This window comes from Gemmobacter nectariphilus DSM 15620 (assembly GCF_000429765.1).
GTDB lineage: Bacteria > Pseudomonadota > Alphaproteobacteria > Rhodobacterales > Rhodobacteraceae > Wagnerdoeblera > Wagnerdoeblera nectariphila.
In genome coordinates, this window is the sequence record NZ_KE386949.1 from 1 (window position 1) to 19,149 (window position 19,149).

Annotated in this window: 24 protein-coding genes; 11 read left to right on the forward strand and 13 right to left on the reverse strand. The window is 66.7% G+C overall.

The annotated features are described in order from the left end of the window. Nucleotides 1–469: 469 nt before the first annotated feature. The 4 genes from fliP to fliF are packed head-to-tail and all read right to left on the reverse strand — an operon-like array spanning nt 470 to nt 3,618. Nucleotides 470–1,189 (reverse strand): flagellar type III secretion system pore protein FliP, encoded by a 720-nt coding sequence (gene fliP / locus G481_RS0118670; RefSeq protein ID WP_028031329.1) that lies wholly within the window; start codon nt 1,187–1,189, stop codon nt 470–472. Continuing rightward, nucleotides 1,186–1,464, reverse strand: a complete 279-nt coding sequence (locus G481_RS0118675) for a FliM/FliN family flagellar motor switch protein (RefSeq protein ID WP_028031330.1) — start codon at nt 1,462–1,464, stop codon at nt 1,186–1,188. Before G481_RS0118675 ends, fliP begins: the two co-directional genes overlap by 4 nt. Next, a complete protein-coding gene (locus G481_RS0118680; protein ID WP_028031331.1) occupies nt 1,457–2,053 on the reverse strand; it encodes a FliH/SctL family protein in 597 nt (198 codons plus the stop codon). The genes G481_RS0118675 and G481_RS0118680 overlap by 8 nt, the downstream gene beginning before the upstream one ends. After that, nucleotides 2,053–3,618 (reverse strand): flagellar basal-body MS-ring/collar protein FliF, encoded by a 1,566-nt coding sequence (gene fliF, locus G481_RS0118685; protein ID WP_028031332.1) that lies wholly within the window; start codon nt 3,616–3,618, stop codon nt 2,053–2,055. The genes G481_RS0118680 and fliF overlap by 1 nt, the downstream gene beginning before the upstream one ends. Before the next feature lie 95 nt (nt 3,619–3,713). Between fliF and G481_RS0118690 the strand changes: the two genes are divergently transcribed. The 10 genes from G481_RS0118690 (at nt 3,714) to G481_RS0118735 (ending at nt 13,287) form a co-directional block, all read left to right on the forward strand. Then, a complete protein-coding gene (locus tag G481_RS0118690; RefSeq protein ID WP_028031333.1) occupies nt 3,714–4,190 on the forward strand; it encodes a flagellar basal body-associated FliL family protein in 477 nt (158 codons plus the stop codon). A 12-nt stretch (nt 4,191–4,202) separates the two neighbouring features. Then, the gene (locus G481_RS0118695; protein ID WP_028031334.1) at nt 4,203–4,574 is read left to right on the forward strand and encodes a hypothetical protein; all 372 of its coding nucleotides are present in this window, start codon (nt 4,203–4,205) and stop codon (nt 4,572–4,574) included. Further along, the gene (locus tag G481_RS0118700; protein ID WP_154664693.1) at nt 4,571–5,134 is read left to right on the forward strand and encodes a MotE family protein; all 564 of its coding nucleotides are present in this window, start codon (nt 4,571–4,573) and stop codon (nt 5,132–5,134) included. The genes G481_RS0118695 and G481_RS0118700 overlap by 4 nt, the downstream gene beginning before the upstream one ends. Before the next feature lie 64 nt (nt 5,135–5,198). After that, nucleotides 5,199–6,068 carry a flagellar motor stator protein MotA gene (gene motA, locus G481_RS0118705; RefSeq protein WP_028031336.1) on the forward strand — a complete coding sequence of 290 codons (870 nt, stop codon included), beginning with the start codon at nt 5,199–5,201 and terminating at the stop codon, nt 6,066–6,068. A gap of 1 nt (nt 6,069) precedes the next feature. Further along, complete coding sequence (locus tag G481_RS0118710; RefSeq protein WP_028031337.1) at nt 6,070–8,235, forward strand: hypothetical protein; 2,166 nt, start codon at nt 6,070–6,072, stop codon at nt 8,233–8,235. A gap of 75 nt (nt 8,236–8,310) precedes the next feature. After that, the gene (locus tag G481_RS24625; RefSeq protein WP_035026785.1) at nt 8,311–9,006 is read left to right on the forward strand and encodes a transglycosylase SLT domain-containing protein; all 696 of its coding nucleotides are present in this window, start codon (nt 8,311–8,313) and stop codon (nt 9,004–9,006) included. Nucleotides 9,007–9,010: 4 nt separating this feature from the next. Further along, the gene (gene flhA, locus G481_RS0118720) at nt 9,011–11,089 is read left to right on the forward strand and encodes a flagellar biosynthesis protein FlhA (RefSeq protein ID WP_028031338.1); all 2,079 of its coding nucleotides are present in this window, start codon (nt 9,011–9,013) and stop codon (nt 11,087–11,089) included. Then, nucleotides 11,086–11,853 (forward strand): flagellar biosynthetic protein FliR, encoded by a 768-nt coding sequence (locus tag G481_RS0118725; RefSeq protein ID WP_028031339.1) that lies wholly within the window; start codon nt 11,086–11,088, stop codon nt 11,851–11,853. The genes flhA and G481_RS0118725 overlap by 4 nt, the downstream gene beginning before the upstream one ends. A gap of 4 nt (nt 11,854–11,857) precedes the next feature. Beyond that, nucleotides 11,858–12,952 carry an EscU/YscU/HrcU family type III secretion system export apparatus switch protein gene (locus G481_RS0118730; protein WP_028031340.1) on the forward strand — a complete coding sequence of 365 codons (1,095 nt, stop codon included), beginning with the start codon at nt 11,858–11,860 and terminating at the stop codon, nt 12,950–12,952. Further along, the gene (locus tag G481_RS0118735) at nt 12,949–13,287 is read left to right on the forward strand and encodes a hypothetical protein (RefSeq protein WP_028031341.1); all 339 of its coding nucleotides are present in this window, start codon (nt 12,949–12,951) and stop codon (nt 13,285–13,287) included. The genes G481_RS0118730 and G481_RS0118735 overlap by 4 nt, the downstream gene beginning before the upstream one ends. 6 nt (nt 13,288–13,293) lie before the next feature. Here the strand turns inward: G481_RS0118735 and G481_RS0118740 are convergent, their stop codons facing one another. The 9 genes from G481_RS0118740 to G481_RS0118780 are packed head-to-tail and all read right to left on the reverse strand — an operon-like array spanning nt 13,294 to nt 17,747. After that, the gene (locus tag G481_RS0118740) at nt 13,294–13,749 is read right to left on the reverse strand and encodes a flagellar basal body-associated FliL family protein (RefSeq protein ID WP_028031342.1); all 456 of its coding nucleotides are present in this window, start codon (nt 13,747–13,749) and stop codon (nt 13,294–13,296) included. Nucleotides 13,750–13,757: 8 nt separating this feature from the next. After that, nucleotides 13,758–14,480 (reverse strand): flagellar basal body L-ring protein FlgH, encoded by a 723-nt coding sequence (flgH, locus tag G481_RS0118745; protein WP_028031343.1) that lies wholly within the window; start codon nt 14,478–14,480, stop codon nt 13,758–13,760. A 9-nt stretch (nt 14,481–14,489) separates the two neighbouring features. Further along, entirely contained in the window at nt 14,490–14,909 is a 420-nt protein-coding gene (gene flgA, locus G481_RS0118750; protein WP_028031344.1) for a flagellar basal body P-ring formation chaperone FlgA, read from the reverse strand. Further along, a complete protein-coding gene (gene flgG / locus G481_RS0118755; RefSeq protein ID WP_028031345.1) occupies nt 14,906–15,691 on the reverse strand; it encodes a flagellar basal-body rod protein FlgG in 786 nt (261 codons plus the stop codon). Before flgG ends, flgA begins: the two co-directional genes overlap by 4 nt. Nucleotides 15,692–15,700: 9 nt before the next feature. Continuing rightward, nucleotides 15,701–16,414 carry a flagellar hook-basal body complex protein gene (locus G481_RS0118760; RefSeq protein ID WP_028031346.1) on the reverse strand — a complete coding sequence of 238 codons (714 nt, stop codon included), beginning with the start codon at nt 16,412–16,414 and terminating at the stop codon, nt 15,701–15,703. A 3-nt stretch (nt 16,415–16,417) separates the two neighbouring features. After that, nucleotides 16,418–16,687: a flagellar biosynthetic protein FliQ gene (locus G481_RS0118765; protein ID WP_028031347.1), complete on the reverse strand. Its 270-nt coding sequence runs from the start codon at nt 16,685–16,687 to the stop codon at nt 16,418–16,420. Then, nucleotides 16,687–16,965, reverse strand: coding sequence for a flagellar hook-basal body complex protein FliE (fliE, locus tag G481_RS0118770; RefSeq protein ID WP_028031348.1), 279 nt, complete (start codon nt 16,963–16,965; stop codon nt 16,687–16,689). Before fliE ends, G481_RS0118765 begins: the two co-directional genes overlap by 1 nt. A gap of 20 nt (nt 16,966–16,985) precedes the next feature. Further along, the gene (flgC, locus tag G481_RS0118775) at nt 16,986–17,363 is read right to left on the reverse strand and encodes a flagellar basal body rod protein FlgC (RefSeq protein WP_028031349.1); all 378 of its coding nucleotides are present in this window, start codon (nt 17,361–17,363) and stop codon (nt 16,986–16,988) included. Between the two features lie 3 nt (nt 17,364–17,366). Then, entirely contained in the window at nt 17,367–17,747 is a 381-nt protein-coding gene (locus G481_RS0118780; RefSeq protein WP_028031350.1) for a FlgB family protein, read from the reverse strand. Nucleotides 17,748–17,830: 83 nt separating this feature from the next. Between G481_RS0118780 and G481_RS0118785 the strand changes: the two genes are divergently transcribed. Next, a complete protein-coding gene (locus G481_RS0118785) occupies nt 17,831–19,147 on the forward strand; it encodes a FliI/YscN family ATPase (RefSeq protein ID WP_028031351.1) in 1,317 nt (438 codons plus the stop codon). Nucleotides 19,148–19,149 lie beyond the last annotated feature (2 nt).

Sequence of the window (19,149 nt, forward strand, 5' to 3'; positions counted from 1 at the left end):
CCAGAACAACAAACAACCGAACCGACCCAATTCTCACCGGGCCAACTCGACCGTGCAGTCCACATTGTCAACCTCAACTTCCCATCAGGCTCGCACCCTCCGTTCCGTCTCAGCTACCGTCCGTCCCGGTTCCTTCCGTCCCCGTCGTCTCGGTGAAGCGGTTTCTAGTCAGACCAGCCGGGGGGCGCAAGAGGAAAAAACACACCCCGTCATCTTTTTGTCGCCAACCCATGTTTCGTTGGAAATTTCAGCACCAACGCCCAACATCACACCTGTGGATAAACCACCCAAACTGTGGATAACTCACAACAAACACCAAAAATACCCCAAAGCCGGGCGAGTCGCCCTGAAGAATCGCCATCCCCGCAAGGCCGTGTCCAGCGCGAGTCGCCGAATCCCGTAGAAAGTGATCCCGGATTCGCCGACTACCGCTGCCCCGCCCCGCCCGGCATGTGACCGGCAGCCGCAATCAGCTTCGCACCAGCGCGGTCGCAATCAAGGTCCAGCCATCTGCAAGCACAAAGAACGCCAGCTTGAACGGCAGCGAGACCACCGCCGGCGGCACCATCATCATCCCCATCGACATCAGGATCGCGGCAACGACCAGGTCGATGATGAGGAAGGGCAAGAAGACGAGGAAGCCGATCTGGAAGGCATGTTCGATTTCGCTGAGCAGGAAGGATGGAACCAGCAGGGCCAGCGGTGCCTCGGGTCCGATGGCGGGCGTCGGGTCGGGGCGCAGGGCCGCCAGTGCGGCAAAGGTATCTGGGTCCATGCGTGCGGACATGAAACGCCGGAACGGACCAAGCGCATTCACGAAGGCATCTTCCAGCGGCATTCGGCCTTCGGAAAACGGGCCTATGCCGGCCGTCCACGCCTCGGTCAGCACGGGATCCATCACAAACCAGGTCAGGAACAGCGCCAGCGTGATGATCAGCATGTTCGGCGGCGCTGCCTGAAGCCCGATCGCCTGCCGCAGGATCGACAGCACCGTCACCATGAAGGGAAAACAGGTGATCATTACCGCCAGCCCCGGCACCAGGCTGAGCAGTGTGACCAGCGCCAGCAGCTGGACTGTGCGCGTCGTCAGCGACCCAGCTTCGCCCAGGGTCAGCGTGACCTCCTGTGCTGCGGCAGGGACCGCCAGCACCAGCAGCACCAGCGGCGCGGCGAGAAGCAGACGCCTCACGATCCGCCACGCAGGTTGACAACCTCGGTCAGCCGCACCGCCAGCAGACCAGGCTGATCGCCCTCGGCCTCGTGCAGTTCCCCCCGCGCGATCAGCCGGTCGCCGATGTACAGCTCGACCGGATCCTCGATCCGGCGATCCAGAGGCAGCACGGCATCGCGGCGCAGGCGCAGCAGATCGCGCACTTGCGGGCGGGCCTTGCCGACCGAAACGGTAATCTCGATCGGAACCTGATCGAACGGATGCGCGCCGCTTGCGCCCGGCATCTCATCCATGGCGATACTCCTTTGCGGAAAGGGTGAAGAAATCATCAAGCGCGGTGCGGATCGTGCTCAGCGCGGCGTCGATATCGACCCGCGTCTCGGTCTCGCCCAGCGAGAGCCAGATCTGCCCGGGCTGCAACGCCGGATCCTCCTGGACCACCAGCGGGAACCCCGGCGACGGGCCGATCAACGCCTCGACCTGCTGGCGCGAGGCCGGATGCAGCAACAGTCTGACCGGCGCATCGGCGACCAGGTCGGCATAGGGGGCCAGGGCCTCGGCCACCAGATGCGGCAAGGCCGCTTGGGCAATCTCGGGCAGCAGGCGGGCCGACACATCGGCCAGGAGCGGCCCCAGCGCCCGAAGGACATGGCTGCGCGCGTCGTGATAGCTGAAGGCCAGCGCTTGCAGATTGCGGGCGATTTCGGCGCGCAATTCGGACTCGGCATCGGCCTGAGCGGCCACGGCATCATCCCAACCAGCGCGGTAGCCGGCATCGAACCCTGCCAGATGCGCCTCGCTGGCATCGCCCGCCTCGGGATTTGCGGCAGGCGCCTCGGGGGCGCCAGATGCGCCGCCGAATTCCTCAAGCGTCAGGGCCATCAGCGGGTCTCCTCGCGTTCATCCATCCAGCTGCGCAAAATCTCGACCGATTCGGCCTGGCGCTCGCTGATCAGGCGGCGCAACCGCTCGACCGGATCGGGCGGGGGCTCGGCCTCGGCGCGCGGCGAGACGATCGACATTGCCGGCATGTCGGCGCCGTCGTCGATCTCGCCGGTCAGGACGGGAAGCCCCGAGGGGCCGCTGGCCGGCGGCAGCGACAGGGGCATCGGCTCCGGGCGCGAGGGGCGCAGCAACGGGCGCAGGACAAACAGGCCCAGCGCCAGCACCACCGCCGCGATAACCGTCAGCTGGATCAGCGCCATCGGGTCGATCTGCGACAGCCAGGCAACCGCAGCGGCAGGCTCGCCCCCCGGCAAGGGTTCGAATTGCATCGACTTGATCGTGATCACATCGCCGCGCGCCTCGTCGAACCCGACGGCCGAGGCAACCAGTTCGCGCAGATCGGCCAGTTCCTGATCGCTGCGCGGCTGCCAGCCACCATCGGCCGTCCGCTCGCCGTCAACCAGAACCGCGACCGTCAGCCGCCGCACCCCGCCGGGGGTGCGCAAGACCTCGCGCGCCATCTCGGAGATTTCGTAGTTGACCCGCTCGCGCGTCTCGGCGCCCTGGCTGCGGCTGCCCTCGCCTTGCGCCGCATCGCCTTCGGGCAGGTTCGAGGCCACCGTCACCCCGGGCGGCGCGCCACTGGCAGAGCTGGTCCGCTCTTCGGTTTCAGAGGAAACCACCACCCTGCCCTGCGGATCGAACCGCCGCTCGGTGATGGATTCGCGCTCGGTCACCACATCGACCGACAACTCGACCAGCGCCCGCCCCTGCCCAACCCGCGCCGCCAGAAGCCGTTCGACCGACCGCTTCAAATCCTCGGTCCGCCCATCGGCCGGGCCGCGCATGTCGGCCGCCTGCGGCACAAGGCCCGTTGCCGAATCGATGACCGACACATCCTCGGGCGTCATGCCTGCGATGGCCGAGGCAACCAGATGCCGGATCGCCTGGGCCTGCGCAGGCGTCAGCGCGCCGGACAAGGTGGTCACCGTGACCGCTGCGGTGGCCCGCTGATCGCGCCGGAACGGCTGAGAGGCGGGCACCGCAAGGTGCACGCGCGCCGTGCGCACGAACGGACTGGTCGAGATGGTTCGCGCCAGCTCGCCTTCCTTGGCGCGCAGATAGGCCGCATCGAACATCTGCGAGGTGGTGCCAAAGCCCGAAAGCTGGTCCAGCAGCTCATAACCCGCGCCGCCGCTGGCCGGCAGCCCGTCAGCCGCCAGCGCCATGCGCAGCTGATCGCGCTGATCGCCGGGAACCCAGATCGAATCGCCGCGCACCTCATAGGGGATGCCGCGCTGGTCCAGCGACCGCACGACGTCACCGGCGGGCGCGGGTTCCAGTCCGGCATACAGCAGCGCCATCGACGGCGAGGCCGCGACCCGCGCCAGCGCCAGAATCGCCGCGAACATCGCCAGCGTTGCCACAACGACGACGACCCGTCGCCGAAGGTCCAGCATGGACCAGAAGGAAAGCACCTGTTGCACCGGATTCTCCGCCATCGGCTTCTGCCTGATGTCCGATGCTTCCCAGATCGGGCTTAACAATCGGTTAGTGACCGACGGGATATACCGTTCCCCATAGAACGGAGGCCAAGATGGCAGATATCGCTGCACCGCAAGACCCCCCCAAGTCCGGCAAGAAGGGCGGCAAAGCCCTGATACTTGGCGTTTTTCTGGCCATTCTTGCAGGGGGCGGCTCGTTCTATGCGGCCTGGTCGGGACTGATTCCCGACTTTCGCGCGCCGTCTCATGCGCCGGTTGGCGATCTGCCGGACATCGCCTTCGTGCCGCTTGATCCGATCATCGTCAGCCTGCCCGGCAAGGGGCAGGTGCGTCACCTGCGCTTTGCCGCGCAGATGGAGGTTGAAAGCGCCTATCGCACCGAAGTCGAACATCTGCGCCCGCGCGTTCTGGACCTGATGAACGGCTATCTGCGCGCGATCACGGCTGCCGAACTGGAAGAACAGGCCGCGCTGATCCGGCTGCGGGCCCAGATGCTGCGGCGCATCCAGATCGTCACCGGCGAAGGGCGCGTGCGCGATCTGCTCATCACCGAATTCGTCATCAACTGAAGGAGTGACAGGATGGAACTGATTGCCGATGTGCTGCTGGCCTCGGGGGCTTTCGGGGCGGCCATCTACTGCTTCGTGCTCCAGCGTCGCCTGAAAAAGTTCACGCAGCTTGAAAATGGCATGGGCGGCGCCATCGCGGTGCTTTCGGCCCAGGTCGATGACCTGTCGCGCGCCCTTGGCGCGGCGCAGGGCGCCGCCAGCCTGTCCACCGAGCGGCTGGAAGAGCTGACGACACGGGCCGACACCACGGCAACGCGGCTGGAACTGCTGGTCTCGTCGCTACATGACCTGCCCGAGGCCGAGGGCCGGGCCGATCTTCCCGCCGAACGCCGGATGCGGGTTGTCCGCACGCGCTCTCGGCGCGAGCCGGAGGTCGCACAATGAAGGTGCGTCGCCGTGGACCCGTGCGCGGGGTGCTGTTCTTTCTGTCGGGGCTGATGGTCGCCTCGGGCATCATTCGCGTCGGTCTTGGCGTAACCGAGGCGCAGGCAGTCCCGGCCCCCGCTGCGGCCAGCGCCCCGCCGATGCAATGCGATCCACCGCCCCGCGCGCTGGCCGAGGCCCTGCGCCAGCGCGAAGAGCGGGTCACGACCCGCGAAGCCGCCCTTGAGGAACGGCTCGCGGCGCTTGCCCTTGCAGATCAGGCAGTGTCTGCACGGCTGCAACAACTCGAGGCGGCCGAGCAAAGCCTGTCTGCGACCCTTGCCCGCGCCGATGGCGCGGCCGAGGGCGATCTTACCCGGCTGACCGCAGTCTACGAATCGATGAAGCCCAAGGACGCCGCAGCCCTGTTCGCCGCGATGGCGCCAGAATTCGCCGCAGGCTTCCTGGGCCGGATGCGGCCCGAGGCGGCAGCGGCCGTCCTGTCGGGAATGCCCTCTGACACCGCCTATGCAGTGTCGGTGCTGCTCGCCGGCCGCAATGCGCGGGCGCCGACCGAATAAGGCGACGGATTGTTAACCCCGCGCTGCCAGGCTGACCCAGGGATTCGGAACGGAGAGACGTAAAATGATCGGAATCATCGGCATCGCCGTGATCTTCGTCATGGTTTTCGGCGGTTACCTGGCTGCTGGCGGCAAGATGGGGATCATCATGAAATCCCTGCCGTTCGAGTTGATGATGATTGGCGGCGCGGCCATCGGTGCCTTCCTGCTGGCCAATGACGGCAGTTCGGCCAAGGCAACGATCCGTGACATCGGCAAGGTGTTCAAGGGGCCGAAATGGAAGCCCGCCGATTACCGCGATCTTCTTTGCCTGCTGTTCGAGCTGATCCGCATCGCCCGCGACAACCCCGTCGCGCTGGAAGAACATATCGAGAATCCAAAGGACTCAGCGATCTTTTCCCGCTACCCCCGCATCCAGCATGACCATGAAGCGGTCGATCTGATCTCGGACACGCTGCGCGCCGCATCGATGAATTATGACGATCCCCATCAGGTCGAGGAAGTGCTGGACAAGCGGATGGAGGCATCTTTGCATCACGCGCTGCACCCCAGTCATGCCTTGCAGACCATGGCGGACGGCCTGCCCGCGCTGGGGATCGTCGCGGCGGTTCTTGGGGTGATCAAGACCATGGGGTCGATCGACCAGCCGCCTGAAATCCTTGGAAAGATGATTGGCGGGGCGCTGGTTGGCACCTTTCTGGGCGTGTTCCTTGCCTATGGCATCGTCGGCCCCTTCGCCGCCAAGGTGAAGGCCGCCGTAGAGGAAGACCAGCATTTCTACAGCCTGATCCGCGAGGTTCTGATCGCGAATCTTCACCGCCATGCCGCCAACATCTGCATCGAGGTGGGCCGCCAGAACACCCCGCATCATGTCCGCCCCAGCTTTGGCGATCTCGAAGAGGCGTTGCGCGCCCTCAAGCAGGAGGCTGCCTGACATGCTGCGGCTGATCCTGCTGGTCTGGCTCGCCCTTGGCGCAAGCGCGGCGGCGCAGGTCGTCACCGTCCGCTCCGGGGAACATGATGGGTTCACCCGGCTCGTGCTCACCTTTCCCGAACCCGGCGGCTGGGATCTGGGCCGTACGGGCGACGGTTATGCCTTTCGGGCTCGGGCATCGCGCTGGCGCTATGATATCTCTACCGTATTCGACCTGATCCCGCGTGACCGCCTGTCGGCACTATGGGTCGACCCCGAAAGCGGTGCCCTTAGAATGGGCCTCGGCTGCGACTGCCATGCCATCGCGACGCCGTTCCGTGCCGGCATCGTGGTGGTTGACATCAAGCCCGGCCCAGCCCCCGAAAACTCCCCTTACGAGCAGGCCATCGCAAATGCGGGCGCAAGCATGCCCCCGGTTGCGGCACCAGCGACACTGCGTCCGCGCCAGCGTCCAGGCGACTTCCTGCCGCCAGTGCCAGCACCAGTGCCCACCGTCATGATCCGGCCCGAAACCCGGCTGCCCGCGCTGCGGCTCCCCGATGCCAGGGCAGCCGATCTCCAGGCGCGCCTGCTGCGCGAACTGTCCCGCGGGATAGCAGCCGGTGCGCTGGAGCCCAGCGCCTCGCCGATCCGCGTGCCGACTGAACCGGACAGCTCGGGCCCACGACTGTTGCCCGTCCCGAGCGAGCCAGCAGCGCCTGCAACCCATCTGCGCCTGCACTCGGCCCAGGGCGGCCCCGAAGAGGCCCTCTCGGACAGCGGGCAGACGTGCATTTCCGATGATCGACTTGATGTTCCGGCCTGGGGCAACGACCAACCGCCTGCCGTGCAAATCGCGTCGGCCCGTGCCCGGCTGCTTGGCGAATTCGACAAGCCCGATCCAGACAAGGTGATCGGGCTGGCACGGCTTTACATCCACCTCGGGTTTGGCGCTGAAGCGCAGGCTGAACTGAGGGCCTGGTCGCCGGTCGGGTCGGACGTCCCGCTCTTGACCAGTCTTGCCGCGATCGTCGACGGTCGGCATGCCACCACCATTTTCGACGGCATGCACGGATGCAATGGTCGTGCGGCGCTCTGGTCGGTGCTGGCCAGTTCGGCCCTGCCGGATCCAGCCCAAACCGACCGCGCTGCCGTAGTGCGCGCCTTTTCCGAGCTGCCACTAGGCTTGCGCCGTCAGGTCGGCGTGCCCTTGGCCGACCGCCTTCTTGCTGCGGGCATGACGGATGACGCCCAATCGGTCAGGGACGGGATCGGACGCGCAATCGAACGCCCCGACGAAACGCTCGCAATCCTGGACGCCGGGCTGCACCTGCGCTCCGGTGAACCGGAGGCCGCAGAAAAGGAACTCGACCATGTGGTTGGCAACGATGGCCCGATGGCCGCGCGTGCGCTTGCCGCCCTGGTGGAAAGCCAGATCGCGCGCGGGGTTGCTCCGGATGCCGCGCAGATTCTGCAACTCGACTCGATGCTGCATGAACAGCGTGGCAGCGTGGATGAGCCTGCGCTGCGACGGGCGCTGGCCAAGGCGCTTGTCCTTGACGGGCAGGCAACGCGGGCCCTTGGGCAACTTGCGGCCGCAGATCCCACCATCGTTCCCTCTTTGTGGGAGCTCCTCGCCAAGAATGGCGACGACATGTCGGTGGCCGAACAGGCGGCCTCGGCCGGCGATACCGCGCGTGATCTGCCGGCCCCGATCCGGCGAACGGTCGCAAGGCGCCTGATCGATGCAGGGTTTCCGGGTCTTGCATCGAACTGGCTGACTGGCCTTACGGACGATGCTTCGGTGCTCTTGCAGGCCCATGCCGCGCTGGCCACTCGCGATGCCCGCGCCAGCTTGCGCAGTCTTGCCGGGCATACCGGGACCGAGGCGGAAAGCCTGCGGGCGCGGGCGCTTGAGCAACTGGGCGATCTGCCGACAGCCCATGCCGCATGGATCGCCGCCGGCAACCAGACCGAGGCAGAGCGCACCTTGCGCCTGGCGGGCCGCTGGTCAGAACTGGGCCCGGCCGATCCACAAATCGCCCCCCTGCTCGCCGCGCAAACGACAGTCGAAGACGGTGCCGATACAGCCCCGGGTCAACTGGCGCGCACCCGGCAGTTGCTGGATTCCAGCGGTGCCACGCGCTCGGCGATTGGCGCGCTCTTGGCCGCGCGCGAAGTTCCCTGACGGCGTCAACCAATTCTCAACCAGTTCGCGTCAAAACGCAGATCAGGCAGAATGCCGGAACATGAGGATCAGGTAATGAAGCCGCCCTCCCTTCATGCCCTGTGCAGGGCCCTCGCCACGCTGGTGCTTGCCCTCAGCCTTGCAGGACCCGCCGCGGGCACCGAATGGTCCCTGTGCGAGCAGGCGATCCAGACCGTTGCGCGGCAGAGCGCAGTGCCGGCCAACGTGCTGCGCGCCGTCGCACTGGCCGAATCCGGGCGGGCCGATCAGGGCCAAATGCGCCCCTGGCCTTGGACGGTCAACGCGGCAGGCAAGGGAAGCTGGTTTCCGACCCGCGAAGACGCCCGCGCCTATGCGCAAGACGTCTTGGCGACCGGCAGCCGCAATCTGGACATTGGCTGCTTTCAGTTGAACCACCGCTGGCATGGCGGGAAATTCCCGTCACTCGATGCGATGTTCGATCCGCTGGAGAATGCCCGGCAGGCCGCAGCGTTCCTTGCCGATCTTCATGCGGAAACCGGCGACTGGACATTGGCAGCCGGCGCCTACCATTCGCGCACACCCGAGCTTGCGGACCGCTACCGCACCCGATTTGAGACGTTGCTTGCCGCGCTGCCACCTGACCGTGGGCCCATGCCCCCCCCTGCCCGCCACAATGCCTTTCCACTTCTGCAAGGGGGGGCTCCATCGACCGCCGGCTCTCTGGTGCCCATGCGCCCTGCCCAGCTGCCGCTGTTGCGCGGCGCGCCGGCAGCGCTGATCGGGGGATGACATGATGCCCAGCCTGACCCTCGCGGCCCTGTTCCGCCCGACCGTCCTGATGGCCCTCGCGCTCATGGCCGTCATTGTCATGATGGTCCTGCCGGTGCCCGCCTGGCTACTTGATGTCGGGCTCGCTGCGTCCTTTGCGCTGGCGATCCTGATCTTCACGGTGACACTGTTCATCGAACGCCCGCTGGATTTTTCGTCCTTTCCCACCATCTTGCTGGCCAGCCTGATGCTGCGCCTGTCGCTCAATGTCTCGTCGACCAAGCTGATCATCGCGCAGGGTCATACCGGCACCGGCGCCGCCGGATCGGTGATCGAGGGATTTGCCAGCTTCATCATGGGCGGCTCGGTGCTTCAGGGGCTGGTGATCTTTGGCGTCCTGTTGATCGTGAACTTCATGGTCATCACCAAGGGCGCCGGCCGCATGGCCGAGGTCAGCGCGCGCTTTGCGCTGGACGGGATGCCCGGGCGGCAAATGGCAATCGACGCCGACATGAACGCCGGCGCGATCGACCACGCCGAGGCGCGCGCGCGCCGCGAACGCGAACTGGCCGAGACGACATTCTTCGGATCGCTCGACGGGGCGTCGAAATTCGTCAAGGGCGATGCGGTTGCCGGCCTGCTGATCACGCTGCTGAACCTGATCGTGGGACTGGCGGTCGGACTGGTCGGGCATGGCATGCCATTTGGCCAAGCCTTTGAGACCTATGCCATCCTGACGGTGGGCGATGGGTTGGTCGGCCAGATTCCGGCCGTGATCACATCGGTCGCGGCGGCCTTGCTGATGGCCCGCGGCGGCGCCACTGGGGCGGCGGACAGCGCCCTGACCGCCCAGCTTGGCCGCTATCCTGCCGCATTGGGGACCGTGGCGGGCCTGATGCTGGTCTTTGCGGTGCTGCCCGGCCTTCCGTTCCTGCCCTTCGTCGTGGGGGCCGCGGTGCTCGGCGGCGCCGCCCTGTGGCTTGCCCGGCGGGGCGAAAAGGCCGTGCCCGAGATTGCGGCAGATGCCCCCCCGGTCACGGCGCGGCCGATGGGCGATGTACTGGATTTTGATGAAATCCATGTCGAATTCGCCCCCGATCTGGTGGCCATGGTGCTTGATCCCGGAACCGGGCTTGATGTGCGGATCGCCTCGATCCGCACGCATGTCGCCACGACCTACGGGATCATCCTGCCCGAAATGCGCTTGACCGACGATGCCACGCTGCCCCCTGGCGGCTACCGCATCCGCCTTCAGGGGGTCGAGGTGGTGCAGGACCGGCTGTCCTCTGACAAGGTCTTGATGTTGCTGCCGAACGGCCAGGATGTCGGCCCGCCTGGCGACGATGTAAGCGAGCCGGTCTATGGCGCGCCTGCCCGATGGATCGCGGCCAGCGCGCAGGAAGACGCCGCGCTCGCCGGTCTGACCGTGGTTTCGCCGGCCGAGGTTCTGGCGACCCATCTGCTCGAGGTGCTCAAGGCCAATCTCTCGCGTCTTCTGACGCTGCGCGGGCTGCGGCGCCTGCTGGATGCCTTTTCCACCCCCACGGACCCGGCACGGGCCGAGGCAAACCGTCGCCTGCTGGACGAGTTGATCCCCGACAAGGTGCCAGTCGATCTGCTGCTTGCCGTCTTGCGCCTGTTGCTGGAGGAACGCGTCTCGGTCCGCAACCTGCCGCTGATCCTCGAGGCGATGGCCGAGCTGCGCAGCACCTCGCTTGCCCCCGAAGCGATCTGCGATCATGTGCGCCGCCGGCTGGGGTTCCAGCTGATCGCCGACCTGAAACGGTCGGATGGCACGATCCCGCTGATCCAGCTGGCACCTGACTGGGAACAGACCTTTGCCCGCTATCAGATCGATGGCGACCGGGGGCTGCACGACGTCGCCCTGCCCCCGGCGGAATTCAACCGGCTGGCCAATGCCATCGGCGCACAGGCGGCGCGGGCCAGCGAACAGGGCGTTACAGCCGCGATCGTCACGTCTTCGCTGCGCAGGCGGTTCATGCGCGGCGTCGTCAATGCGCGAGGTCTGCCCCTGCCCGTCCTGTCCTATGACGAGATCGGGACCGAGGCCCGCCCCGCCCTGATCGGCATGGTTCCGGCATGATCGGCCTAGGCGCAGTGCTGGACTGGCTGGAGGGGGATGGGCTTGCGCTCTTCTGGGGCGGGTTCCTGTGCTTTGTGCGCACGGGCGCCGTCATGGCCCTGCTGCCAGCCTTTGGCGAACAGTCTGTCCCGGCCCGGTTCCGGCTGGGCCTTGCCCTGGCGCTGACACTTGCGGTGGCCCCGGCCGTCGCCAATCCCATGCCGATCACCCCGGCTGCCATTCTGGCCGAGGCCCTGGCTGGCTTGGCGCTGGGGGCGGGCTTTCGGCTGTTCGTCATCGCCTTGCAAACGGCGGGCGCCATGGCGGCGCAGGCAACCTCGCTGTCGCAAATCTTCGCCAGTGCGGGGGCCGAGCCGCAATCGGCCATTTCGGCCCTGCTAACCATGGCAGCATTGTCCCTTGCCTTCACCATGGGGCTGCATGTGCGGGCGGCCGAGGCGCTGATCTTGTCCTACAACGTCCTGCCGATGGGCCAGTTCCCCGCTGCACCCGACATGACCGAATGGGGCCTTGCACAGATCAGCCACAGCTTTGCGCTGGCGTTTTCGCTGGCAGCGCCATTCCTGATCGGCGGGCTGCTCTACAATGCGGCGCTTGGGGTGATCAACCGGGCGATGCCGACCCTGATGGTGTCATTCGTCGGGGCGCCGGCGCTGACGTTTGGCGGCCTCGTCCTGCTGGCCATTGCCGCGCCGCTGATGCTGGCCGTCTGGCTCTCGGGCTGGTCGGTCTGGCTGGCAGACCCTTTCTCGATCCCGAGGTGACGGCATGTCCGACGACAGCGGCGAGGAAAAGGAATTCGCCCCAACCGAACGCCGGCTGGAAGAAGCGCGGCGCAAGGGTGAAATCCCCATCGGGCGTGATCTTCTGACCGCGGCCGCCTTTGCCGGCCTGCTGGTCACCGCGATCACCGGCGGCGCCGGGCTGATCCGGCTGGGCGAAACCGGCAGCGTCCTTCTTGGGCAAGCCGACACGCTGGCCAAGCAGTTGGCAACAGGCCAGCCAGCACCAGCCGGGGCCCTGGCGATCCGGCTAGGCATAGCGCTTGCCCCCTGGTTCGCCATTCCGGCCGCGGCCGTCCTGGTCGCACTGATCGCGCAAAAGGGTCTGACCCTTGCCCCGGCACGGCTGGAACCCAAGATGTCGCGAATCTCGATGATCCAGGGGGCCAAGCGCAAGTTCGGCCGCTCTGGCCTGTTCGAATTTGTCAAAAGCGCCGTCAAGCTGACCGCCGTATCCGCGATCCTTGCGGCCTTTCTGACCGCCAGATCGCCGATGATCCTGCACGCGCTTTATCTCGAGGCCGCTCAGGTCACGGTGCTGCTGCTGCGGCTGCTGGTCGAATTTCTGGCCATCGCGACCGCGCTGCAATTCGTGATCGGCGGGCTGGATCTGCTTTGGCAGCGGTTGGAATTCCAGCGCCAGCACCGCATGTCACGCAAGGAAATGACGGACGAGATGAAGCAGTCCGAGGGCGATCCCCATGTCAAGGCGCAGCGCCGCCAGCGCGCCATGGAAATCGCCAGCAACCGCATGCTGGCGGATGTGCCGACAGCCGATGTGGTCATCGTGAACCCGACCCATTATGCGGTGGCGCTGAAATGGAACCGCCAGTCGCGGGGGGCCCCGCTGTGCGTGGCCAAAGGGGTGGACGCGATGGCCGCGCGCATTCGCGAACGCGCGGCCGAGGCTGGGGTGCCGATCCGCAGCGATCCCCCCACCGCCCGGGCGATTTACGCTTCGGTCGAGCCGGGCGAGGAGATCCGCCCCGAACACTATCGCGCGGTCGCCGCAGCCATCCGCTTTTCGGAGGCGATGCGCCGGCGGGCCAGGGAACGCGGCACATCACGAGGCACGACATGACAGGCACCGACCCCAAGCGGCTGGCACGGCTGGCGCAGATCGCCGCCCTGATCCGCGATCAGGCGCAGGCCGAACTGGCCCGCCATGCCCGCGCCTGCGCACAGACCCGCCAGCATCTTGCCAGCCTTGACGCCGCGCCAGCGGCAGACAGCGATCTGCCGCCCCAGATTCTGGAACAGGTTGCCCTGCAACATTCCCGTTGGGCTGCCCCGCAAAAGGCGCGGCTGAACACGACGCTAGCCGCGCAGACCGCGCTGAAGCTGCAGGCCGAAACGGTGGCGCGCGCGGCTTTTGGCCGCGCGCAGGTCCTGGACAGACTGACGAAAGGGCGCTGAAGGCGCTCAGCTGTCCTGACGCACGATATCGGTGATCAGCACGTCAAAGGCATTCTCGGGCCCCAGCACCTTGCGTGCCGCCTCCAGCAACGCGCGGCGCACCGCGACCAGATTGCTGCCATCGGTGAAGGTGCCGCGAAAGCCGCCGACATTGGCGTGATCGAACAGGACGCGCAGGAATTCGTCCCTCAGTTTCGGCTCGCGCTGAAACACGGCATCCGTGGCGCCGATCGGCGCCTCGATGCTCAGCGACAGCACCACCAGCGATCCGACGCGGCCAGCATCGATCACCGGAATGACGAACTGACTGGGCAGCTTGACATAATCACGGGCCACAGGTTCGGCGGGATGATCGGCCTCCGAAGCCTCCGGCACAGGCGCCGGGCGCAGCCACAGCCCCCCCGCCACCCCGCCACCCGCGCCCAGAAGGATCAGCAAAAGCGGCAACAGCTTGCGCATCATACCCCCCGTCAGAACGGCAGAACCAGATCGGTGATCTGCTGGCCCCACCTGGGTTGCTGGACATCGCTGATCTGGCCGCGCCCGCCATAGGAAATCCGGGCGCCAGCGATCTTGTCATAGGTAATCTCGTTCTGCCGCGAGATATCGCCGGGGCGCACATAGCCGGCCACCACCAGCTCGCGCAGTTCATAGTTCACGCGCACCTCCTGTTGTCCCTCGATCCGCAGCACACCGTTCGGCAGTTCCTCGACCACGGTCGCGGCAACCCGAAGCGCCAGCTTTTCCTTGCGCGCGACCGATCCGTCACCAGCAAAGCTCGAGGCGCTTTGCGTCTTGACCGCCTCGGCCATGCTGGCGCCTTCGGGCAGCTTGCGGTCAAGCCGCTGCGGAATGCCGAACAGCTGGGGAATGCCCATCGAGCTGTCCGAGCTGCGAGAGCGGTCCGAGGCATTGGAAATTTCGGCCTTGTCGTCGATCTCGATCACCACGGTCAGAATATCGCCGCGCCGCGCCGCGCGCCGATCGCCAAACAGCGAAGCCCGGGTCGAGGCCGTCCAAAGCGAGGCCGCATCCGTCGGCGCCGTCCGTTCGGCATTTTCGGGAAAAGGCGCCGCATACATGGCGTAGTGCTGGGGGCTGCCTTCCAATGGGCTGAAGCCGGGGGCGCGGCCCACCTCGTTCAGCCGGCCACAGCCGGCAGCCAGGATCATCAACAGAATGCTCGCGCGCATGGCGTCCCTCTAGTTTGCGGTGCCCACGCTGACCGTTCCATCGGCGCCGATCCGGCCCGAAACGGTGCTGCGCGAGGCAAGGTTCATGACCCGGATCACATCGCCTGCCCCGCCGCGCATCAGCGCGCGGCCTTCGGTCAGGATCGACAGGGGGCCGGCCTGATAGGCCAGCGGGACGATCTGGTTGCGCTCGACAATGGCGGGCGGGCCAAGATCGCCAGGCCGGATCGGCCGCCCGGCATACAGGGTGATCCGCGCCTCTTGCCCGATGGCAAGGGCCGGATCGGACAACATGCCCGGCACCGTGTCGCGGATCACGACCAGATCCTGCGCCGTCAGCACGGCCTGCGCCCGGATCGTGCGCGCGGCGACCAGCGTTTCGGCCTGCGCCGGACCGGCCAGCGCAACAAGCAAAAGCCAGCGCATCATCGCACCTGCGTGGTGGCGCCCAGCATCTGGTCCACCGCCGTGATGACCTTGGCGTTCAGCTCATAGCCGCGCTGCGCCTTGATCAGTTCCGTCACCTCGCGCACGGCATCGACCGAACTGTCCTCAAGATAGCCTTGCCGCAACGTGCCCAGGCCATCCTCGCCCGGCGTGCCGGCAATCGCGGGCCCCGAGGCGGCGGTTTCCAGATAAAGGTTGGACCCCATCGCCTCGAGCCCGCGTTCATTGGTGAAGCCGACCAGATTGAACTGGCCCAGCAATTCGGGTGCGACGCGGTCGGCGAAATAGGCCCAGACCTCGCCCGCGGCATTGATCGACAGGCTGCGGGCATCGGCCGGAATGGTGATCCCCGGCGCAACCTGATGCCCGTCCGAGGTGACGATCTGCCCGTCGGCCGACCGTTTCAGCCCGCCATCGCGGGTATAGGCCGACAGGCCCGAGGGCAAGGTCACCTCCAGCCAGCCGCGCCCTTCGATGGCGATGTCCAGATCGCCCCCGGTTTCGCTGAGCGTTCCCTGCTCCAGGATTTGCGCGACCGAGGCGCCCCGCACCCCCATTCCCAGCTGGATCCCCGTCGGCAGCATCGTGCCGCTTTCAGAGGAAATGGTGCCGGGCCGGGCCGCCTGAACATAGTGCAGATCGGCAAATTCGGCGCGCCGGGCGTTGTAGCCCGTCGTCGACATGTTGGCGAGGTTGTGCGAGACGACATCGACCCGCATCTGCTGGGCCGCCATGCCGCTTGCTGCGATCTGAAGGGCCTTCATCGGAAACTCCTATCGGCCAAGGGTCTGAAGAACATTGCGGATCCGCTGATCTTCGCGGTCCATAAGGGTCTGTCCGAATTCATAGGCGCGCTGCACCTCGATCATGCGGGCGACCTCGGCGATGGGGTCGGTGTTCGACCCTTCCAGATGGCCCTGCACGACGGTGCCGCCCTCTTCCATCGGCTCGGGGGCATCGGCGGAGAACAGGGTGCCCGCCTCGTGCCGCAGGCTGGTCGGGTCGGCCGGCAGCCATAGGCCGATGCGCGCCACAGGCGTGCCATCCGCCGACAGCGTGCCATCGCGCGCCAGGCTGACATGGGCCGCGCCCGGCGGCAGCACAACCGGCGCGCCGCCGCCATCCAGCAGGCGATAGCCATCGGGATTCATCAGCTCCCCCTCGGGGCCAGGCGTGAAATGGCCCGCCCGCGAAAGCCGTTCGCCATCGGGGGTTTCGATCAGAAAGAACCCATCGCCCTGGATGGCGAAATCCAGCTGCCCCCCCGTTGCCGTGATATCGCCCTGCGACAGATCGACGACCCGGGCCGATGCCCGCGCCATCGACAGCGAGGGCGCATCGTCCAGCGTCTTGACATATTCCGAAAAGACCACCCCCTCGCGCCGGAAGCCGGTGGTCGCCATATTGGCCAGGTTGTTCGCCACCACCTGCATTTCGCGCATCAATCCCGACTGGCGGGTCAGGGCGGCGTAGATCGCGTTTTCCATGTCTCAGCCTCCGGCAATCAGCGGAATGATGCGGTTGGTGAAAAAATCGGTCAGCGTTGCGGTCATGAAGCCCATCGTGGCCCAGAAAACGACCAGCATCGCCCCGACCTTGGGCACGAAGGTCAATGTCATCTCCTGGACCGAGGTCAGCGCCTGAAGCAGGCCGATGGCCAGACCCGCGATCAGCGCGACCGCCAGCAAGGGGGCCGACATTGTCACGGCAACCCAGACGGCGGCGCGCAGCGTGTCGTAAATGACCGCGTCCGGCAGCATCAGACCGGCATCCGCAGGATTTCCTGATAGGCCTCGACCACCTTGTCACGCAGTGTGACGGCGGTTTCGACAGCAAGTTCGGTCGCCGACAGCGCCTGGACCAGCGCATGGGGGTCGGCCCGGCCGGTCATGGTGGCCATGGCGGTCTCCTCGCCTGCCTTCAGCACATCGGTGAATTCCTGCGCCATGCCGGCAAGCGGGCTGGATTGCGGCTCGGGCCGGGTGGCAGGGCGCGCGCGGGCATAGGCGCTGGCCGCAAGGCCGGAAGTAATGTCCATTCTGGAACTCCTGTCTGGGATCAGCGCCGCAGAAGGTCGATCAGGCCCTGGGTCATCTGCCGGGCCTGATCGAACATCCTGAGGTTCGCCTCATAGGATCGCTGCGCTTCGCGCGCGTCCGCGATTTCGACCACCATGTCGACGTTCGATCCATCATGGTAGCCGGCTGCATCGGCCAGCGGGTGGCCGGGTTCGTGGATCCGTTCGAGATCCGACGGGTCAAGCCGCACGGCACCCGGCACCACCGTGCCATCGGCCGCCGTGCGGAAATCGGTGATCTTGCGCCGATATCCGGGGGTATCGGCATTGGCGATGTTTTCAGTCGAATGGCGCAGGCGCCTTGCCTGTGCCTCCATCCCCGAGGCGGACAACGACAGGCTGTTCAAGAGGTCGGCCATGGCTTACCTCCGCCCCAGGGTTGCACGAATGTTCCCCGAAAGACTGCTGTAGATCGCCAGCGCCATGTCATGGGCCTGCCGGGTTTCGGCGGCCTTGACCATTTCCGCCTCCAGCGAGACGGAATTGCCATTCGGGCTGGCGTGCAGCCGGTCTGGCATCAGGCCCACGCTGGCCTGCGCCGTGCCGCCGACATGCCCGGCGCGGGTGGTGCGCAGCGCGGTGCCCTGACTGTCCCACACATCGGCGAAACTGGTCAGATCGCGGGCGCGGTAGCCCGGCGTATCGGCATTGGCGACATTGCGGGCAATGACACCCTGGCGCGCCGAGGCATGGACGGCCATCGCCCGTGCCATGTTCAGAACTTCGACCTTGTTGACGAACATCGGGATTCTCCCTGGCTCTGCTTCACCAAGGCTTAAGGGTGATTCCTTTAGAAACCGTAATGACCAGCAGGGAGATTGCGGGAATGACCGGAACGGTGTTCGACGGGCTTCGGGCCGAGATATCCAATATCCGCATTGCACGGCGGGCGGGGCGTATCGCGGCCCTGTCGCGCGGTGTCATAGAGGTGTCGGGCCTGCCGCAAGGCATTGCCCTGGCTGACCGGGTGGAAATCTGCGGCCGCGATGGAACCTTGGGCGGCGAGGTGCTGGGCCTGTCGCGCGACCGGGCGACCGTTCTGCCCGATGGCGGGACCGACGGGCTGGGGATCGGCGATTCGGTGCTGGTTTCGGGCCGGTCCGACATTGCCCCGGACGACAGCTGGATCGGCCGCGTCGTCGACCCGTTCGGGCAACCGCTGGATGGCCGGCCGCTGTTTCGCGGCCCGCTTGCGCGGGCGTTGCGCGGGGCCGCGCCCGCCGCGGCGGGCCGGCGCGGGTTGGGGGGGCGGCTGGAAACCGGGCTTCGGGTTTTCAACACCCTGTTGCCGCTGGTGCGCGGGCAGCGCATCGGCCTGTTCGCCGGATCGGGGGTTGGCAAATCCAGCCTGCTTGCGAAATTCGCGCGCGGCGTTGCGGCGGATGTCGTGGTGATCGCCCTGATCGGTGAACGTGGGCGCGAGCTGCGCGCCTTTACCGATCATGTGCTGGGGGCCGAGGGGATGGCGCGCAGTGTCGTGGTGGCCGCCACCTCGGATCAGGCGCCGCTGATCCGCCGCCGCTGCGCCTGGACGGCGATGGCGGTGGCCGAACATTTCCGCGATCAGGGGCGGCATGTGCTGTTTCTGGCCGATTCCGTGACCCGCTTTGCCGAGGCGCATCGCGAAATCGCCCTTGCGGCTGGCGAAACGGCCAGCCTGCGCGGCTATCCGCCATCGGTCTCGCATGCGATCATGTCGCTGGCGGAACGCGCAGGGCCCGGGCCCGAGGGCGCGGGCGACATCACCGCAGTCTTTTCGGTGCTGGTGCCCGGGTCCGACATGGAAGAGCCGGTCGCCGACATCTTGCGCGGCACGCTGGACGGCCATGTCGTGCTGGACCGCAAGATCGCCGAACGCGGGCGCTATCCGGCGATCGACCTGCTGCGGTCAGTCTCGCGCAGCCTGCCCGATGCTGCGAGCCCCGAGGAAAATGCCCTGATCGCCCGCGCCCGCCAGTTGCTGGGCGCCTGGGACCGGGCCGAGATGATGATCCAGGCCGGGCTTTATGCCGCGGGCAGCGATCCGCTGGTCGATGCCGCGATCCGCATCTGGCCCGATCTGGATGCCTTCCTGTCGGAAGATGAACCGGGCGACACCCGCGCCAGCTTTGGCCAGCTGGCGCAGGTTCTGGGCACGCGCTGATC

Coding starts and splice junctions, on each gene's coding strand:
- G481_RS0118675 (WP_028031330.1), bottom strand. CDS start 1,464: ATGGATGAGATGCCGGGCGCAAGCGGCGCGCATCCGTTCGATCAGGTT.
- G481_RS0118680 (WP_028031331.1), bottom strand. CDS start 2,053: ATGGCCCTGACGCTTGAGGAATTCGGCGGCGCATCTGGCGCCCCCGAG.
- fliF (WP_028031332.1), bottom strand. CDS start 3,618: ATGGCGGAGAATCCGGTGCAACAGGTGCTTTCCTTCTGGTCCATGCTG.
- G481_RS0118690 (WP_028031333.1), top strand. CDS start 3,714: ATGGCAGATATCGCTGCACCGCAAGACCCCCCCAAGTCCGGCAAGAAG.
- G481_RS0118695 (WP_028031334.1), top strand. CDS start 4,203: ATGGAACTGATTGCCGATGTGCTGCTGGCCTCGGGGGCTTTCGGGGCG.
- G481_RS0118700 (WP_154664693.1), top strand. CDS start 4,571: ATGAAGGTGCGTCGCCGTGGACCCGTGCGCGGGGTGCTGTTCTTTCTG.
- motA (WP_028031336.1), top strand. CDS start 5,199: ATGATCGGAATCATCGGCATCGCCGTGATCTTCGTCATGGTTTTCGGC.
- G481_RS0118710 (WP_028031337.1), top strand. CDS start 6,070: ATGCTGCGGCTGATCCTGCTGGTCTGGCTCGCCCTTGGCGCAAGCGCG.
- G481_RS24625 (WP_035026785.1), top strand. CDS start 8,311: ATGAAGCCGCCCTCCCTTCATGCCCTGTGCAGGGCCCTCGCCACGCTG.
- flhA (WP_028031338.1), top strand. CDS start 9,011: ATGCCCAGCCTGACCCTCGCGGCCCTGTTCCGCCCGACCGTCCTGATG.
- G481_RS0118725 (WP_028031339.1), top strand. CDS start 11,086: ATGATCGGCCTAGGCGCAGTGCTGGACTGGCTGGAGGGGGATGGGCTT.
- G481_RS0118730 (WP_028031340.1), top strand. CDS start 11,858: ATGTCCGACGACAGCGGCGAGGAAAAGGAATTCGCCCCAACCGAACGC.
- G481_RS0118735 (WP_028031341.1), top strand. CDS start 12,949: ATGACAGGCACCGACCCCAAGCGGCTGGCACGGCTGGCGCAGATCGCC.
- G481_RS0118740 (WP_028031342.1), bottom strand. CDS start 13,749: ATGATGCGCAAGCTGTTGCCGCTTTTGCTGATCCTTCTGGGCGCGGGT.
- flgH (WP_028031343.1), bottom strand. CDS start 14,480: ATGCGCGCGAGCATTCTGTTGATGATCCTGGCTGCCGGCTGTGGCCGG.
- flgA (WP_028031344.1), bottom strand. CDS start 14,909: ATGATGCGCTGGCTTTTGCTTGTTGCGCTGGCCGGTCCGGCGCAGGCC.
- flgG (WP_028031345.1), bottom strand. CDS start 15,691: ATGAAGGCCCTTCAGATCGCAGCAAGCGGCATGGCGGCCCAGCAGATG.
- G481_RS0118760 (WP_028031346.1), bottom strand. CDS start 16,414: ATGGAAAACGCGATCTACGCCGCCCTGACCCGCCAGTCGGGATTGATG.
- G481_RS0118765 (WP_028031347.1), bottom strand. CDS start 16,687: ATGCTGCCGGACGCGGTCATTTACGACACGCTGCGCGCCGCCGTCTGG.
- fliE (WP_028031348.1), bottom strand. CDS start 16,965: ATGGACATTACTTCCGGCCTTGCGGCCAGCGCCTATGCCCGCGCGCGC.
- flgC (WP_028031349.1), bottom strand. CDS start 17,363: ATGGCCGACCTCTTGAACAGCCTGTCGTTGTCCGCCTCGGGGATGGAG.
- G481_RS0118780 (WP_028031350.1), bottom strand. CDS start 17,747: ATGTTCGTCAACAAGGTCGAAGTTCTGAACATGGCACGGGCGATGGCC.
- G481_RS0118785 (WP_028031351.1), top strand. CDS start 17,831: ATGACCGGAACGGTGTTCGACGGGCTTCGGGCCGAGATATCCAATATC.